The organism is Streptomyces sp. NPDC050856 (assembly GCF_040653855.1).
In the GTDB taxonomy this organism is placed as follows: Bacteria; Actinomycetota; Actinomycetes; order Streptomycetales; family Streptomycetaceae; genus Streptomyces.
The window spans coordinates 108,863-124,572 of the sequence record NZ_JBFAGV010000016.1; the positions used below are offsets into that span (position 1 = coordinate 108,863).

At 72.2% G+C, this 15,710-nt stretch carries 11 protein-coding genes; 3 read left to right on the forward strand and 8 right to left on the reverse strand.

The window, feature by feature from the left end; all coding sequences use genetic code 11:
* The first annotated feature begins 469 nt into the window (after window positions 1-469).
* Window positions 470-1,060, forward strand: a complete 591-nt coding sequence (locus tag AB0H53_RS17085) for a lytic polysaccharide monooxygenase auxiliary activity family 9 protein (protein ID WP_362113125.1) — start codon at window positions 470-472, stop codon at window positions 1,058-1,060.
* Window positions 1,061-1,112: 52 nt separating this feature from the next.
* Window positions 1,113-2,243: a chitinase gene (locus AB0H53_RS17090; protein ID WP_362113128.1), complete on the forward strand. Its 1,131-nt coding sequence runs from the start codon at window positions 1,113-1,115 to the stop codon at window positions 2,241-2,243.
* A 371-nt stretch (window positions 2,244-2,614) separates the two neighbouring features.
* Here AB0H53_RS17090 and AB0H53_RS17095 read toward each other — a convergent pair whose 3' ends face one another.
* Window positions 2,615-3,019 carry a TipAS antibiotic-recognition domain-containing protein gene (locus AB0H53_RS17095; protein ID WP_362113131.1) on the reverse strand — a complete coding sequence of 135 codons (405 nt, stop codon included), beginning with the start codon at window positions 3,017-3,019 and terminating at the stop codon, window positions 2,615-2,617.
* A gap of 362 nt (window positions 3,020-3,381) precedes the next feature.
* Window positions 3,382-4,026: a TetR/AcrR family transcriptional regulator gene (locus AB0H53_RS17100; protein ID WP_362113134.1), complete on the reverse strand. Its 645-nt coding sequence runs from the start codon at window positions 4,024-4,026 to the stop codon at window positions 3,382-3,384.
* Between the two features lie 53 nt (window positions 4,027-4,079).
* On the opposite strand from AB0H53_RS17100, the gene AB0H53_RS17105 reads away from it, so the two are divergent.
* Window positions 4,080-5,063, forward strand: coding sequence for a GNAT family protein (locus tag AB0H53_RS17105; RefSeq protein WP_362113212.1), 984 nt, complete (start codon window positions 4,080-4,082; stop codon window positions 5,061-5,063).
* A 210-nt stretch (window positions 5,064-5,273) separates the two neighbouring features.
* Here the strand turns inward: AB0H53_RS17105 and AB0H53_RS17110 are convergent, their stop codons facing one another.
* The 6 genes from AB0H53_RS17110 to AB0H53_RS17135 all read right to left on the reverse strand — a co-directional run bounded on the left by AB0H53_RS17110 (window position 5,274) and on the right by AB0H53_RS17135 (window position 15,347).
* Window positions 5,274-8,300, reverse strand: a complete 3,027-nt coding sequence (locus AB0H53_RS17110) for a glycoside hydrolase family 38 C-terminal domain-containing protein (protein ID WP_362113137.1) — start codon at window positions 8,298-8,300, stop codon at window positions 5,274-5,276.
* 42 nt (window positions 8,301-8,342) lie between these two features.
* Entirely contained in the window at window positions 8,343-10,406 is a 2,064-nt protein-coding gene (locus AB0H53_RS17115; protein WP_362113140.1) for an endo-beta-N-acetylglucosaminidase, read from the reverse strand.
* A gap of 262 nt (window positions 10,407-10,668) precedes the next feature.
* Window positions 10,669-11,949 (reverse strand): glycosyl hydrolase, encoded by a 1,281-nt coding sequence (locus tag AB0H53_RS17120; protein WP_362113143.1) that lies wholly within the window; start codon window positions 11,947-11,949, stop codon window positions 10,669-10,671.
* 32 nt (window positions 11,950-11,981) lie between these two features.
* The gene (locus AB0H53_RS17125) at window positions 11,982-12,890 is read right to left on the reverse strand and encodes a carbohydrate ABC transporter permease (RefSeq protein WP_362113146.1); all 909 of its coding nucleotides are present in this window, start codon (window positions 12,888-12,890) and stop codon (window positions 11,982-11,984) included.
* Entirely contained in the window at window positions 12,887-14,011 is a 1,125-nt protein-coding gene (locus AB0H53_RS17130) for a sugar ABC transporter permease (protein WP_362113149.1), read from the reverse strand. Before AB0H53_RS17130 ends, AB0H53_RS17125 begins: the two co-directional genes overlap by 4 nt.
* 13 nt (window positions 14,012-14,024) lie before the next feature.
* Complete coding sequence (locus tag AB0H53_RS17135; protein WP_362113152.1) at window positions 14,025-15,347, reverse strand: sugar ABC transporter substrate-binding protein; 1,323 nt, start codon at window positions 15,345-15,347, stop codon at window positions 14,025-14,027.
* Window positions 15,348-15,710: the final 363 nt, after the last annotated feature.

Below are 15,710 nucleotides of genomic sequence, written 5' to 3' on the forward strand. Positions count from 1 at the left end.
GGACGCGCGGGGGCCGCCCGGCCCGGCACCGCCCAGCCCTCCCCGCCCCGCGGCACCGGCGCTCTCGTGATCGTGACGGCCGTCCCGGGGCGGGCGCCACCCGACCTGGGCCCCGCCGTGCCGCCGTACGGCCGGCTCGCGCCGCGCGTCGTGCCCGCGCCGTCGGGCTGCCCGCCGTACGGCTCTGTTGCGGCCGCCGCGCGAACTGCGTGTCTCGGTGACCGTCCCGGCCGGCGTGCCGCCGGCGCACGGCCCTCACCCTTTCCGGCTGGCTCGGCCCGGAGCCCGGGATTGGTATGGACATGTCGAACCGGCGGGCCTAGCCTCATACTTGGTCCAGACCGCAGCGGGCGACCGTCCTCCGGGCATCCCTGCGCTGCCGCCCCCACTCCCGCCGCTCCACCCGGCAGCGCACCCGGAGCACCAAGTCCGGCCCCCACCCGGAACTCCAGGATCACAGGAGCGCACCATGCAGCGGAAGCTCACCTCGTTGTTCCTCGGCCTCGGGCTGCTCGGCGGCACCTTCCTCGCCACCGCCGGCACCGCCCAGGGCCACGGCTACACCGACTCACCCGTCAGCCGGCAGCAGCTGTGCGGCAACGGCACCGTCCGTGACTGCGGGCAGATCCAGTGGGAGCCGCCCAGTGTGGAGGGGCCCAAGGGCTTCCCCGGCCGCGGCCCGGCCGACGGACGGATCTGCGCGGGCGGCAACGCCCGCTTCTCCGAGCTGGACGACCCACGCGGCGGAACATGGCCCGCGACCGCCCTGACGGCGGGCCGCAACCACACCTTCGTGTGGCGGATCACCGCACGCCACGCCACCACCGACTTCCGCTACTACGTCACCAGGGACGGCTGGGACCCCACCAAGCCGCTGACCCGGGCCGACCTGGACCCGCAGCCCTTCCTCACGGTGCCCTTCGGCGGCCGGCTCCCCGGCGCCACGGTCAGCCACACCGGCGTACTGCCGCAGAAGACCGGCCGTCACCTCGTCCTCGGCGTCTGGACCATCGCCGACACCGGCAACGCCTTCTACGCCTGCTCCGACGTGCGGTTCTGAGCCGGGCCGCGGACCAGGCCCGCACACCGGGACCGTAGAAGGGAGACTCCCCATGTTCCGACTCCGACGCACCACGCGGACGACGCCACCGAGGACGTCAGGGGCCGGCGGCACGCGCGCCGCACGGCCGGTGGCCGCCGTTCTCGCGGCCACCGCGCTCGCCCTCGGGCTGCTCGGCGCCGCCCCGGCCACCGCCGGGGCCCCGTCCGCTCACCCCTCCGCCTCCGCCACCTGCGCGACCAAGCCGCGTCCCCAGGGGAAGGTGCTCCAGGGCTACTGGGAGAACTGGGACGGCGCCGCCAACGGCGTCCACCCCCCGTTCGGCTGGACCCCGATCACCGACGCCCGCATCCCCGCGCACGGCTACAACGTCGTCACCGCGGCCTTTCCGGTCATCCGTTCCGACGGCACCGTGCTGTGGGAGGACGGCATGGACGCCACCGTGCGGGTGCCCACCCCCGCCGAGGTGTGCCGGGCGAAGGAGGCCGGCCTGACCGTGCTGCTGTCCATCGGCGGCGCGACCGCCGGCATCGACCTCGGCTCGGCCGCCGTCGCCGACCGGTTCGTGCAGACGGTCGTCCCCATCCTCAAGGCGAACAACTTCGACGGCATCGACATCGACATCGAGACCGGCCTGGTCGGCAGCGGCGACATCAAGCGGCTCTCGCCGTCCCAGAGCAACCTGATCCGGATCATCGACGGCGTACTCGCCGCCATGCCACCCGACTTCGGGCTGACCATGGCACCCGAGACGGCGTACGTGACCGGCGGCAGCGTGGTCTACGGCTCGATCTGGGGCGCGTACCTCCCGGTCGTCAAGAAGTACGCCGACAACGGCCGGCTGTGGTGGCTCAACATGCAGTACTACAACGGCAGCATGTACGGATGCTCAGGCGACTCCTACGAGGCGGGCACCGTGCGGGGGTTCACCGCCCAGACCGATTGCCTGGACCGGGGCCTCACCGTGCAGGGCACCACCATCAGGGTCCCCCTCGACAAGCAGGTCCCCGGGCTGCCCGCCCAACCGGGCGCCGGGGGCGGCCATATGGCGCCCTCCCAGGTCGCGCAGGCCTGGAACGCCCATGGCGGCAGGCTGAAGGGCCTGATGACCTGGTCGATCAACTGGGACGGCTCCCGGGGATGGACCTTCGGCGACAACGTCAAGGCGCTCCAGCGCCGCTGAGCCCCGCCGTCCGCCCCCGCCCCCCCCGCCCGCCCGTGACGGTACGGGCGGGGGCGGGAAGGCCCCGGCGCGGGCGCGTTCGGATCCGTCAAGATCCCACCGCGCGCTGTCCGGGACCGCGGACGCCCGGGTCGTGGACGAGGTCGGAGGTACCGAGGTGGTCCGGGCGACCGGGGAAGCGCCCAGGAAGAGCCGACTGCGACACGCGGAAGGTCCTGGCTCCGGGAAGTGCTGGGCTGATACGGACCCGGCGGGTCCTCGGCCCGTTCCGAACTCCGACGCGCTCCGCACCCGGGCAACCGCGAGCGGATGCGCGCGACGTGCGGCAGCCCACGACCAACCACTGGACGAGACACGGGGATCAGGCGGGATCAGGCGGCGTCGGCCTCCCGGCCCCACGAGGAGAAACCGGCACCCCGCTCGGCGTACATCCTCATCGCCTCACCCAGGAATTCCACCATTCCGGGGTGATAGGCATTGTGGAACTCCCTCATGGGTGCGTCCTCCGCGTAGAGGAGCGCCATACCGATGTATGCCTCTTTGGTGGGGGTGTAGAAGCGGCAGGCTATCCCGAAGTGCCTGTGGACGAGCTCCTGTATGTGCTGGTCTCCCGGCAGCGAGTCGTCCAGGCGGGCAGCGACTTCCCTGTAGAGGAGGTCCCAGTCCTGGTGGACCTGCCCCCTGTCCACGTGCTCCCAGTCGTTGGTCGCGGAGAGACTTACGGCCTGCTCCCTGGCCAACGACCGACGGCATTCCTGTGCGTACTGCTCGTCCATGGCACCGAACGTCATGTCTCTCCCTGTGCAGGGGTCCCCCGGGGGACTCGCCCGCCGACAGTGATCCACTGCCGACCCAGCCGGAACAGTGTCACCTCCCCACAGCATCGGCAAACCGTTTCTCGAGCCTCTGCCGCGGCCCTTCACGGCAGGGGTGCCGGACGTCGCATCCCGCGTGGAGCCCACGGGCGTCCGGGTCGAGGGGCGGACGGGCCGTCGGTGCGAACGGAACCTCTCCGCGGCCCCGTCGCCGCGCCCCGGTGCCACGCACGCGGTCACACCGCCGACCTCCACCTCGGCCGGGTCCCACTCGTGCGCGGCCTCGCCCGTTTGCGGCGACTGCGACCCCCGACCCGCGGTGATCAGTGGGAACGCGCACCGGTACCGGCGGTCGGCCCGCTGCCACCGTCGGGCCGGGGCGGCGCGGTCGAGGCGAGGAAGCCGTCGAGCATGGTGATCTGTACGTCCTCGGGGAACCGGCCGGGGTCGAAGAGGGCCTGGACGACGAGTCCGTGGGTGAAGGCGACGGCGGCGGCGGCCAGTTGTTCCGGGTCGGCGGCGGCGGGGAGCTCGCCGAGGTCGCGTGCGGCTTCGAGGTGTGGGCGGAGCGCCGAGCGCAGCCGGCTGTAGCGGCCGGCCTGTTCCCTGGTCAGCCCGTCGTCTGCGAGGGAGAGGTCCCAGGAGCTGACCCAGATGCGGTTGCGTGCGGTGTCGCCCGGGGTCAGCGGCAGGATGTCCAGGAGCATGGCGCGCACGGTGGCGAGGCCGGCGGCGGGACGCGCGCGGCGGGGCCTCTCCGCGGTGCGCTTCTCCAGCAGGTCCAGGGCATGCGTGATCAGCGCCCGTTTGGCCGGGAAGTAGTGCATGAGCATCCCGGTCGAGACCCCCATCGCGGCGGCGACGGCACGCAGGGTCAGCCCGCCGAACCCCCGGTCGGCGAGTACGCGCCACACCGCCTCGGATACGTCCTTGCGGCGGGCTTCACGATCACCGGGTGCGGGTGGCATGCTGCGAGCTTACGTACCGAACGCTCGTTATGCATCCGGAGAGCGAGGCTTCCATGTTCACCCTGCCGCTCGGCGACCATGCCCAACTCCGGCCCCTGGAGCCCTGGCAGGCAGGGGAGTTACGCGCTCATGTCGACCGCGCCCGGGTCTCAGCGGACCCGTCGGCACCCTGGGCGACCGGCCACAACGACCTCGACTCGGCCCCCGCTTGCCTCCAGCGCTACGCCGACCGGCCGGCGAAGGACACCGGCCGGATCCACGGGATCTGGCTGGACGGCACACTGGTGGGCGGCGTCGTGTTCACCAGCTTCGACAGCGCCTCCGGCGTGTGCGGGATCGACGCCTGGCTGGAGCAGGCCGGCCGGGGGCGGGGCCTGGCGACCCGGGCGTGCCGGGTGTTGATCGACTGGGCCTTCCGGGAACGCGGCATGAGCCGCGTCGAATGGTGGGTGGCGGCGGGCGACACGCGCAGCGTCCACGTCGCGCGCCGGCTGGGCATGACCCGCGACGGCGTGCTGCGACAGCGTTCTTCGCACCGGGGTACGCGGTACGACAGCGAAGTCTGGTCGGTCCTTTCCGGGGAATGGCCCTCCCCCGGGGAAGCGTCCGGGTCGCGCGTCCAGACCGAGCTCGATCGGCTGATGAGCGTGTTCGTGGGCGCCTTCACCAACACCGGCGGCAGCCGGCCGGACCTCGGGGTCATCCGCGACGTCTTCATCCCGCAGGGGAGGATCATCGCCAACGTCGGCGACGAGCCCGTGATCTACGACCTCGACGCGTTCATCGAGCCCCGGCAGAAGATGCTCACCGACGGGACGCTGACGGAGTTCCGGGAATGGGAGGTCGCCGAGCGGACCGAGATCTTCGGATCGATCGCGCACCGGTTCAGCGAGTACCGCAAATCCGGCTTCCACCACGGCGAGTGGTTCGAGGGCTCCGGTCACAAGACCACCCAGTTCCTCCGGACGCGGTCGGGGTGGAGGATGTCCTCACTGGCCTGGGACGACGTGCCCGCCACCGCCGCCACCACCGACTGACCGTACGGATCACGGGGGACCGCGAGGTCCGGAGGCCGGTGTAGACGTCGGTCAAATCAGCCGCGTCGGACAGCCGAGCTTCCGGCCGTGCCGCTCCGCCCCGCGCGCAGCAGCCCCCGCCCCGGCCGGGGAGGGCCGGCGGGACGGGCGACGCGGGGAGGGGCCGGGCCCGGCGGGACCCGGGGGCCCGGCGGGCGAGGCCCCGGTGTCTCAGGGCCGGGCCAGGCGCAGAGTGAGGATCTGGAAGGGGCGCAGGGTCAGGGGCAGGGCGCCGTCCGGGCCCGGGCGGTGCTCCGGGGCGCCGGCCAGCGGGCGTTCCAGGAGGTCCGTCTCGGTGACCGAGGTGGCGGGGAAGCCCACCGTCAGCGTGCCGGTGGCCCGGCCGCCGCCCGCCTCGTACAGGCGGACGACCACATCGCCGCTGCCGTCCTCGGCGAGCTTGACCGCCTCCACGACGATCCGGTCGTCGTCGCTGGTGAACAGCGGGACGACACTGGCGGCGGAACCGGTCACGGTGCGCTCGGGAAGGTTGATCCAGTGGCCTTCGCGGACGGCGTCGGTGACCGTGGCGCCCGGTGCGAGCGCGAAACGCAGCCGGTGGGTGCCCTGGTCGGTCTCCGGGTCCGGGTAGCGGGGGGCGCGGAGCAGGGAGAGGCGGACCGTGGTGGTCTGGCCGCCGTCGTCGCGCACGTCACGGGTCACGTCGTGGCCGTACGTGGAGTCGTTCACCACGGCCGCGCCCCAGCCGGGTTCCTCCACCTGGATCCAGCGGTGCGCGCATATCTCGAACTTCGCCGCCTCCCAGGAGGTGTTGGTGTGCGTGGGGCGGAAGACGTGGCCGAACTGGGTCTCGGAGGCGGACCGGTCCGCCTTCACGTCCAGCGGGAAGGCGGCCTTGAGGAACTTCTCCGTCTCGTGCCAGTCGACGTCCGTCTCGATGTCCAGGACCTTCGCCCCGGAGCGGAGCGTGAGCCGCTGGGTGAGCGCCGACGCGCCGAACGAGCGGGTGACGGTGACCGTCGCCGCCTCCTCGGCGCTGGAGGTGAGGCCGAGCGAGTCGGCATGGGTCAGGTCCGTGACGTTGTGGCGGTAGAACTCGTCGATGTCCCAGGCGTCCCACATGTTGGGGAAGTCCGGGTGGACCTGGAGCAGGTTGGCCGCCAGGCCGGGCGCCACCGCCTCCCTGCGGGCCTCCAGGTCGTACGCCGAGACGACCAGTCCACGGCTGTCGACCACGATCCGCAGCAGTCCGTTGGCGAGTTCGAAGCCGCCGTCGCGCGGGGTGGCCGTGACCGGGGGAGCGGTGCGGGCGGGGGTGGCCGAGGCGCCCCCGGCCGGGACCGAACGGCGCTCGTGCGGCGCGCAGTTGAACACGACGGTGTGCTCACCCGCCCCCGCCAGGGCCGTCTGGGCCGCCACCGTGATCAGTTCGAGCTCGGCGCGCACCCGGGCGTACGTCTCCCGCGCCTCACGGTGCACCCAGGCGATCGAGGAGCCGGGCAGGATGTCGTGGAACTGGTGCAGCAGCACCGTCTTCCAGAGCGCTTCCAGTTCGGCCCGCGGATAGGTGTACCCGGGCACCCGCACGGCCGCCGTCGCCGCCCACAGCTCGGCCTCGCGCAGCAGCGACTCGCTGTGCCGGTTGCCCTGCTTGGTCCTCGCCTGGGAGGTGTAGGTGCCCCGGTGCAGCTCCAGATAGAGCTCACCCGCCCACACGGGTGCGTCCGGGTACTCCTCCTGGGCCTTGCGGAAGAACTCCGAGGGCTTCTCCACCTCTACCCTCGGGGAGCCCTCCAGGTCCTTCAGCCGTTCCGCCCGCGCCAGCATCTCGCGGGTCGGTCCGCCGCCGCCGTCCCCCCAGCCGAAGGGCGCCAGCGACCGGGAGCCGCGGCCCTTCTCCTGGTAGTTGCGGGCGGCGTGCGCCATCTGCTCGCCGCCGAGGTCGGAGTTGTAGGTGTCGACGGGCGGGAAGTGCGTGAAGACGCGGGTCCCGTCGATGCCCTCCCACCAGAAGGTGTGGTGCGGGAACTTGTTCACCTGCGACCAGGAGATCTTCTGGGTCAGGAACCACCGCGAGCCCGACAGCTTCACCAGCTGCGGCATCGCGGCCGTGTAGCCGAAGGAGTCCGGCAGCCACACCTCCTCGGTCTCGATGCCGAACTCTTCCAGGAAGAACTTCTTGCCGTACAGGAACTGCCGGGCCATCGCCTCACCACCCACCATGTTGGTGTCCGACTCCACCCACATGCCGCCGACCGGGACGAACTGCCCGTCCGCGATCTTCTTCTTGACCTTCGCGAACACCTTCGGCCGGTGCTGCTTGATCCAGTCGAGCTGCTGCGCCTGCGACATCGCGAAGACGAACCCCGGGTGGTCCTCCATCAGGTTGACCATGTTGGAGGAGGTGCGGGCCACCTTGCGGACCGTCTCGCGCAGTGGCCACAGCCACGCCGAGTCGATGTGCGCGTGCCCGACCGCGCTGATCCGGTGGGCGGAACCGTTCGCGGGCGAGGAGAGCACCCCGGCGAGTTCGGCGCGGCCACCGGCGGCGGTGCCCGCCACGTCGGTGAGGTCGAGCGCGTCCAGGCAGCGCTCGACCGCCCGCAGGATCTCCCAGCGCCGGGCGTCGTTCTCGGCAAGGCTGTGCATCAGCGCGCCGAGCACCTCCAGGTCTTGGACCAGCTCCCACACCTCGGTCTCGAAGACCGTCAGGTCCACGCACTCCACCCGGTACAGCGGGTCGCGGCCCGAGGTGAGCCTGTCCCCCTCGTACGTCGGCGCGTGATCCACCAGGATCGGGTTCGACGCGGCCTCCACGTACAGGAGTACCTCCTCGCCGCCCTCGACCGGGTCGCCGATCCGCACCCAGTCGTTGAACGGGTTGAGGGCCTTCACGGCCTCCCCGTCGGGGCGGTGGACCAACCCCTCGCACTGGAAGCCCGGCATCCGCCGGTCGAAGCCCAGGTCGATGACGGCCTCGACGGTCCTGCCCCGCCACTCGCCCGGCACCCGGCCCGTCACCCGGAACCAGGTGGTGCCCCATGCGGGGCCCCACCGCTCGCCGGCCGCCGCGGGCCGGTACACGGCGGACAGTCCCTCGGCGACCGGCACCGGCTCGCCGGGTGCCTCCCACCGTTCGACGGTCAGCGGCAGCCGCTCCGAGTGGACGGCGGGCCGGATGCGTTCTTGAAGTACCCGCCGGAGGCGGTGTTCCACGATGCCGCGGTCGTCGTGCATTCGGTGACTCCAGGTGTTGGTCCCGGTCGCCGGCAGGCGGTCCTACCAGGAGAGGGTGGTCGCGGAAGGCTGGGAGGAGGTCAACAGGGGCCCCACCGCGCGTACTTCGAGTGTCGTACGGCGCTCCGCCTCCGAGCCCCGGCGCAGCGCGCCGACGTAGTAGGCGCTGCCCGCGGTGCCGCCCAGGAAGCGCCGGGTGCCGTCGGCGAGCACCTGGTGCACCTCGTAGTGGCGCGCGCCCGGGACCGGACGCCAGCGCAGCCGCAGCTCCGCCGTGCCGGGCGCGGTCACCCGGTGCGCGGTGAGGCGCACGCCGCGGGGGCGGCCGGGAACGGCGGGGCCGGCGGGGCCGGCCGCGTGGAGACGGAGCGCACCGAGCCGCCAGGCCGCCGCGGCGTCGGTGCCGCCGGTCAGGCGTACTCCGAGGGCGTGCACCTCACCCGGGGTGAGCGCGGCACGGGAGACGGTCCATCCGTCGACGGTCCCGACCGGCGTGGTCGGCAGCCGGCGCGCCCGCCCGTCCGGGCCGGTCACGGTGGCCTCCGCCCGAACGGGGGGCGAGCCGGGTTCGGTGCGGTGCGTCAGCTCCACCACCGCTCCGCGTGTGTCGAACCGTGTGCGGAAGAGGTCGAGCTCGGCGGTGCCGCGCAGGCCGGAGAGGAGCAGGCTGCTGCCGCCGCGCCAGGCCGTGTCGAAGGCGAAGCCGACGGCCGGGCGCGGGACCGCGGCCCCCTCGGTGCGCAGCGTCCAGCGGCGGGACGGCAGGAGGTCCTGGAGCCCGAGGTGGTTCCACTCGCCGTCCCCGGTGCGGCGGCCCTCCTCGTACCAGCCCAGACCGTGGCCGGTGTTGAAGGAGGTCGCGAAGGGGAGCGAGGTGACCGTGGAGCGGTCGGCGGTGTACTGGGCGGCCGGACGCCACGCCCCGGGGCCGTTCGGCGCGGCCGGGTCGGTGTGCTCGCCGGTCCAGAACTGGTCGTCGCGGGCGTGGAACCGCGCGGGGGTCCGGTCGGCGCCGGACAGGGAGTGCAGGGTCCACTCGGGGCGGTAGAGGCCGACGCTCATGACATGGTCGCGGGTCGCCGGCACGATGGCGTCCCAGTCCTCGCGGGTGTTCCAGCCGTTCGCCTCGACGTCGACGCCCGCCCACAGCTCGTAGGGGGAGCGGCCCATGCCCCGCGCGTACGCCGCGGACTCCGCGAGCCGGGCGGAGCTCCAGCGGAAGTCGACGAACATCGTGCCGGAGCTCTTGAAGAACGCCGCGTTCCGGTCGTTGAGCGCGCCCTGCCAACCGACCCGGCCCTCGGAGTTGAACGCGTCGTACCAGGTGATGGAGAGGTCCGGCGCCGAGGCGCGCAGCACCCGGACGAACTCCTCGAACTGCGCCGCCAGCGCGCGGTCGCCGCCCGCGTCGGTCTCGCCGTTGAGGAACCAGCCGTCGAAGCCGTGCGCCCGGGCCACCTCGACGAGCTTCGCGGCGAGCGGGAAGCGCCCGAAGGCGTCACGCCGCACCAGCTCCCGGGTCCACTGCAGGCTGCCTCCGTAGGCGACGGGCGGCAGGAAGACGTTGCCGAGGACGCGGACGCCGTTGCGGTGGGCGGCGTCCACGACGGGGGCGTTCGGCGCGAGGATGATGCCCTCACCGGACGAGCCGCCCCAGAAGACGAGCTCCTCCAGGTACGCCCAGTGGGTGAGCGCGTAGAAGTCCGCCTCGGCGGCTCCCTGGGAAGGGTTGCGGGCCGTGCCGCCGAAGGAGACCAGGGCCGAGACGCGGGCCTGCCCGGGGCGGGCCGTCGGGTTCGCCGGGGCCGGGGTGAAGCGGTCCGTGGCGAGCGGCACGGCGGAGGTGTTGAAGGGGAGATCGGCGTCGTCCTCGGCCCGCCACTCCTTGAGGCTGCTCCACACCGCGCCCGGGTCGGGCTCACGGCCCTCCGGGAAACTGTCGGGGAACCAGTAACGGGCGTACGGCTGCAGGGAACCGGGGTCCGGGCTGCCGGCCGGTACGGGGGCCGCGGCGGCCGGGGGGACGCCGGGGAGGGCGGTGGCCGCCGCGGTGGCCGCGGCGCCGCCGAGGAGGGCTCGGCGGGAGAGACGTCCGCTGTTCGGCACGGTGGGCTCCTTCTCTGTCGGGGTGTCGGGGTGGTCGCGGAACGGTGCGTGTCCGGTTCGCCCCCCCGGCCGGCCGCGCCCACGGCGCTCCTGGCCGGTACGGGCGCCGGGACGAACGGCCGGCGGGCCGCCCCTCCGCCACGGGGCCGGACGCCGCCGCGCGGGTGCTACGGGGCGGGTGGCCGCGGGGCCGGGCGGGGGACCCGGCGCACCGGAAGGGGGCCGGGGAGCGGAGTCCGGACCGCGCCGCCCCGCGCGTGCCTCACGGGCCCACCACGTCGTACGGGTCGAGAACCTCGGATACGCCCCGCGCGGCCAGATGCGTCCGGTCGGCCGCCCGGTCCGCCAGCACCACCGAGGCCCGTACCCCCGCCCCCGCCAGCCGCGCCCACGCCTCGAAGAAGACCCCGCCCGGCGCGCACGTCGTCCGGCCCGGCGCCGTCTCCGCGTCCCCCACGTCGAGCAGCAGCGCCGTCGGGCGCCGCACCGGACCGGGACGGCCGCCCGCCGCCCGCAGCCGGGCGGCGACCTCCGCCACCGCCCTGCCCTGCGGCTTGACGGCGCGGTCGGCGGTCAGCAGGCCCAGGCTGTACTCCAGCTCGGGGAAGTCCGCCAGCGACCGCGACACGTCGTGCGAGCACCACCAGGTGATCCCGTAGAGATCCTCGCAGGTCAGTGCGTTGTCGATGGTCGCCGTCGTGAACTCGGCCGCGTGCTCGGCGCCGATCAGCGGGGCGGGCGCACCCACCTCCTGCACCCACACCGGCCGCCCCGGCTCCGCCCATGCCCGGGACAGCTCGATCAGGTACTCCGCGTGGTGCACGGTGGCCGCACCCGACCGCCCGTGGCGCTGGGCGGTGCCGTTGAACACCCACGAGTGGACGGTCGTGGCGTCCCCGACGCGCGCGGCGTGGGCCGGGGTGAAGGGGTGCCCGCCCTGGAACCACACCGCGTCGTACTCCGAGTGCGTGTGCAGCCGCCCGGGCGCGCCGCGCGCGCACGCCGCCAGCAGCCGCTCCAGCCACCGGCCCGCCTGTTCGTGGGTACAGGTGTCGGGGTCCGGGTGCGGCCGGTCGGAGAACTGGTTGACCTCGTTGCCCAGTGTCATCCCGATGAAGTTCTCCCGGTCCGCCAGCGAGGCCGCCAGGGTCTCGATGTACCGGGCCTCGGCCTCCACCACGTCCGTGTCGGTGAACATGTTGCGCCGGTGCCACGTGGTCAGCCACGACGGCACGAAGTCGAAGCTCGACAGATGCCCCTGGAGGGCGTCCACCGCCACGTCGAGGCCGCGTTCGCCCGCCGCGTCCACGACGCTGCCGAGCTGCTCCACCGCCCGCCCCCGGATCAGGGTCCGGTTCGGCTGGAAGAGCGGCCACAGGGCGAAGACGCGGACGTGGTCGAGCCCGAGGGCGGCGAGCGAGTCGAAGTCCCTGCGTATGTCGTCGATCTCGAAGTCGAGCCAGTGGTGGAACCAGCCCGCCGAGGGGGTGTAGTTGGCCCCGAGGCGCACCGGGGGTCCGGGCTGCGGAGAAGAAGCGTTCATGTGGCGAGTTCCTCAGGGGTCGCGGCGGCAGGTCAGGTCTTGACGGCGCCCTCACCGACGCCCTTGAAGAAGTACCGCTGGAGGGCGAGGAACAGCAGCATCATCGGCAGCAGTGCGGTGATGGCACCGGCCGCGATCAGCCGCTGGTCGTTGACGGTCGTCGCGCCGGCCAGGGTCTTCAGACCGAGCTGGAGGGTGTAGTTCTCACTGTCGGTGAGGACGATGAGCGGCCACAGGAAGTCGTCCCACGCGCCCATGAAACTGGTGATGCAGACGACGGCGAGGGCCCCCTTCGCGCTGGGCAGGAACACCTTCGTGAAGCGCTGCCACTCGTTCGCACCGTCGAGCACCGCCGCCTCCTCCACCTCCCGGGGTACGGAGAGGAACGACGCCCGCATGATCATCAGGTTCAGGACGGACACCGCGCCGGGCAGCCAGACACCGATCAGGGTGTCCACCAGCCCCATCTCGCGCACCGTCAGGAACATCGAGATCATCACGGACTCGAACGGGAACATCAGCGTGGCGACCAGCACCGTGAACACCGCCTGGCGTCCCTTCCACCCGCCGCGCGACAGCGCGTACCCGCCCATCGCCGCGAACAAGCAGTTGGAGGCGACGGCGAGCGCGGCGACGATCAGCGTGTTGCCGACGTACTGCAGGAGCGGGAAGGCCTCCGCGACCCGGACGTAGTTGTCGAGGGTGGGATCGCTGGGCAGCACGCCCTCGTAGACGCTCTCGCCGCGGCCCTTCAGAGAGGTCAGGAGCTGCCAGGCGATCGGGCCGATCATGACGACCAGCGTCAGGCAGAGGGCGAGGTACCGGCCCCACAGGCCGACCGGCGCACGGCGGTGGTGGCGCCGGGTGCGTCCCGCCTGCCGTACCGGCGTGTTCTCCGGTTCGCTCTCCGGCCGCTCCTGGGCGGCCACTGACGTACTCAACTTTCGTCACCCTTCGAGAGACGCCGCCCCAGCAGGCTGAACACCAGCGTCATCGGGAACAGCAGGACGGAGACCGCCGCCGCGTACCCCGTCTCGCCGGCGAAGCCGAGCCCCACCTGGCGGATCATGAAGGGCAGGGTGCGCGCCCCGCCGCCGGGGCCGCCGCTTTCTCCGCCGAGGATGAAGATCTCGGTGAACACGCGCAGGGCGGAGATCGCTGACAACGTGCCGACCAACAGCATCATCGGCTTCACGGTCGGGACGGTGACGCTGAAGAAGCGCCGGACCGGGCCGGCCCCGTCGATGGCCGCGGCCTCGTACAGCGAGGCCGGTACGTTCCCGAGCGCGGCCAGGTAGAAGACCATGTAGTAGCCGAGGCCCTTCCAGACCGTCACGATCATGGCCGAGACCAGCAGCATCGTGGAGTCGGTCAGGAAGGGGACCGGTTCCGAGACCAGCCGCAGCTTCAGGAAGACCGTGTTGACCAGGCCGTCACTGCGCAGGATCCACTGCCAGATCAGACCGACCACGACCGCCGAGGCGATCACCGGTGTGTAGAACGCCGACCGGAAGAACCCGATGCCGGGAATCCTCTTCTGTACGAGCACGGCCAGCGCCAGGGGCAGGAACACCAGGCAGGGCACCACGACGACCGTGTACAGGACGCTGTTGACCAGGGCTTCCCAGAAGGCGTCGTCCTCCAGGGCCCGGACGTAGTTGTCCAGGCCGATGAAACCGCCGCCGCGCAGGATCTGCGCGTCGGTCAGCGACAGCACCACGGTGTTGACGAACGGCCAGAGGCTGAACAGCGCCACCATCCCGAGGCCCGGCAGGAGGAAGAGATAGGGGGTCCACCAGTTGCGGTGGACGAGTCCCGTCCCGGTGTCCCCTGCCCGGCCCGCGGCCCGCGCCGCGCGCCGGGCCCTGCGCCCGGCGGGTGTCTCGTCCCGGCCGGCCGTCCGGTCCGCCCGGTGCTCCACGGCATGGTCGGCCGGGCGCAGCGCTCCGGCGGCGGGGGCGCCCCCGGACCGGGCGGTGCGGGGCTCCCGGCCCCGGGCTCGGTCCTGGTTCTGGTCCTGCCCCCCGCCTGTGCCCGCTCCCGGGCCGGTGATCTGCGACATCGCGGGTGGTCGCCTACTTCTTCCGCTGCCCGGCCTGCTGGGCCAGGATCTTGTTGGCGGCTTCCTGGGCCTTGGCCAGAGCGGCCTTCGGCTCCACGTCGCCCTTGATCGCCTTCTGCATCTCCAGGACGACCGCGTCACCGATCTGGCTGGTCCACTCGACCGGGGTGTTCGCGTCGAGCTGCGCCTCGCGCAGCTCCTCCGCGCCCAGCGCCCGCGCCAGGGTCTCCGGGTCCTTGCCGTCGCCCTTGTCGGAGAAGTACGGGTCGTCCAGGCCCCTGGCGTTGGACGGGTAGATCGCGACCTCCTTGGCGAAGGCGACCTGGTTGGGTCCGTTGGTCACCCACTTGGCGAACTCCGCCGCCGCGTCGGGCGACTTGGTGTCCTTGCGGACGCCGAGCGACTGCGTGTAGATGCCGATGTGGCCGAGGACACCGGTGACGGCCTTCTGGACCTGGGTCTTCTCGTAGACCTTCGGCGCGTTCTTCCTGATGTCCCGGATGAACCCGGGTGAGCCGGGGCCGAAGACCAGTTTGTCGGCGCCGTACAGCTGGCTGATGTCGTCCGACTTGGTCAGCGACTCCTTGGGCATGGCGCCCTTGGCGTACAGCTCCCTCATCCGCTCGACCCACTCGACCGCCTTGGGGGAGTCGAAGGTGAAGGCGTCCTTCGAGCTGTTGAGGACGGGCACGCCCATCTTCTGCCAGTCACCGGGCAGCCGGCTCCTGGGGTCGGCCATGAACGCGGAGAACTCTCCGCCGGACCTCTCGGCGATCTGCTCCGAATAGTCGAAGAACTGCTCGACCGTCGTCGGTGGCTTGTTCACGTCCAGGCCGGCCTTGGCGAAGAGCTCCTTGTTGTAGGTGAGGATCTCCGGCGTCACGTACCAGGGGTACGCGAACACGCCCTCCCGGGCGGGCAGCCGGTACTGGTCCCAGGCCCCCGGGACGTACTCCTTCCGCGCCGCGGGGTCCAGCTTCGCGACGTCCGCGAGCATGCCCCGGTCGGCGAGCAGCTGGAAGCTGTCGGTGTTCAGGTTGACCACGTCCGGGAGGGCGCCGGCCTGGGCGTCCGCGACGAGCTTCTCGTTGTAGCCCTCGCCCGGCACGTCCTCCCACTCGACCTCGACGTCCGGGTACTTCTCCTCGAACGCGTCGATCACCCCCTGCACGTACGCGGTGAAGACCGGCTTGAGCTGAAGGGTGCGGAAGGTGATCCGGCCGGACACCTTCCCGGTCCTCTCGGGCTGCTTGGCATCGTTGTCATCGCCGCTGCCGCCCAGGCCGCAGCCGGCCGTCGACAGCAGTGCCGCCGCCGTGGCGAGGGAAATGGACATGCGGGTCGGGCGCCTGCGGGACATCGTGGGTCCTCCTCTTCGCACCGGCCGCGCCGCCGGTTTGCGGAACACACGATGGAGGGGAGGCGACAGGTAGTCAACAGCTCGGAGGGATAAGGTTTTTGGGTGGCGGCGAGCTGGACTGATGCGGTGAGCGAGGAGTTGACAGAAATAACCGCGGGCGATAGGACTTCTCCGCAGCTAAGGCGGTTTAGCCACCACCCGCGGCGTGATCACTAATGCGCTTTAGTTCGTACCCGGCCCGTGGCCGAAATGGGGATGGAACACGTGGACACGCGACCCGGCGGGGCTCCGGACGGCGTACCGGCCGGCGGCGGTCCCTGCGCGGAGCGGGCGGCCGGT

What these genes read in the sequence shown, in the direction of transcription:
- AB0H53_RS17130 (WP_362113149.1), bottom strand. Translation starts at nt 14,011, where the DNA reads ATGTCGCAGATCACCGGCCCGGGAGCGGGCACAGGCGGGGGGCAGGAC.
- AB0H53_RS17090 (WP_362113128.1), top strand. Translation starts at nt 1,113, where the DNA reads ATGTTCCGACTCCGACGCACCACGCGGACGACGCCACCGAGGACGTCA.
- AB0H53_RS17100 (WP_362113134.1), bottom strand. Translation starts at nt 4,026, where the DNA reads ATGCCACCCGCACCCGGTGATCGTGAAGCCCGCCGCAAGGACGTATCC.
- AB0H53_RS17085 (WP_362113125.1), top strand. Translation starts at nt 470, where the DNA reads ATGCAGCGGAAGCTCACCTCGTTGTTCCTCGGCCTCGGGCTGCTCGGC.
- AB0H53_RS17120 (WP_362113143.1), bottom strand. Translation starts at nt 11,949, where the DNA reads ATGAACGCTTCTTCTCCGCAGCCCGGACCCCCGGTGCGCCTCGGGGCC.
- AB0H53_RS17105 (WP_362113212.1), top strand. Translation starts at nt 4,080, where the DNA reads ATGTTCACCCTGCCGCTCGGCGACCATGCCCAACTCCGGCCCCTGGAG.
- AB0H53_RS17095 (WP_362113131.1), bottom strand. Translation starts at nt 3,019, where the DNA reads ATGGACGAGCAGTACGCACAGGAATGCCGTCGGTCGTTGGCCAGGGAG.
- AB0H53_RS17135 (WP_362113152.1), bottom strand. Translation starts at nt 15,347, where the DNA reads ATGTCCATTTCCCTCGCCACGGCGGCGGCACTGCTGTCGACGGCCGGC.
- AB0H53_RS17110 (WP_362113137.1), bottom strand. Translation starts at nt 8,300, where the DNA reads ATGCACGACGACCGCGGCATCGTGGAACACCGCCTCCGGCGGGTACTT.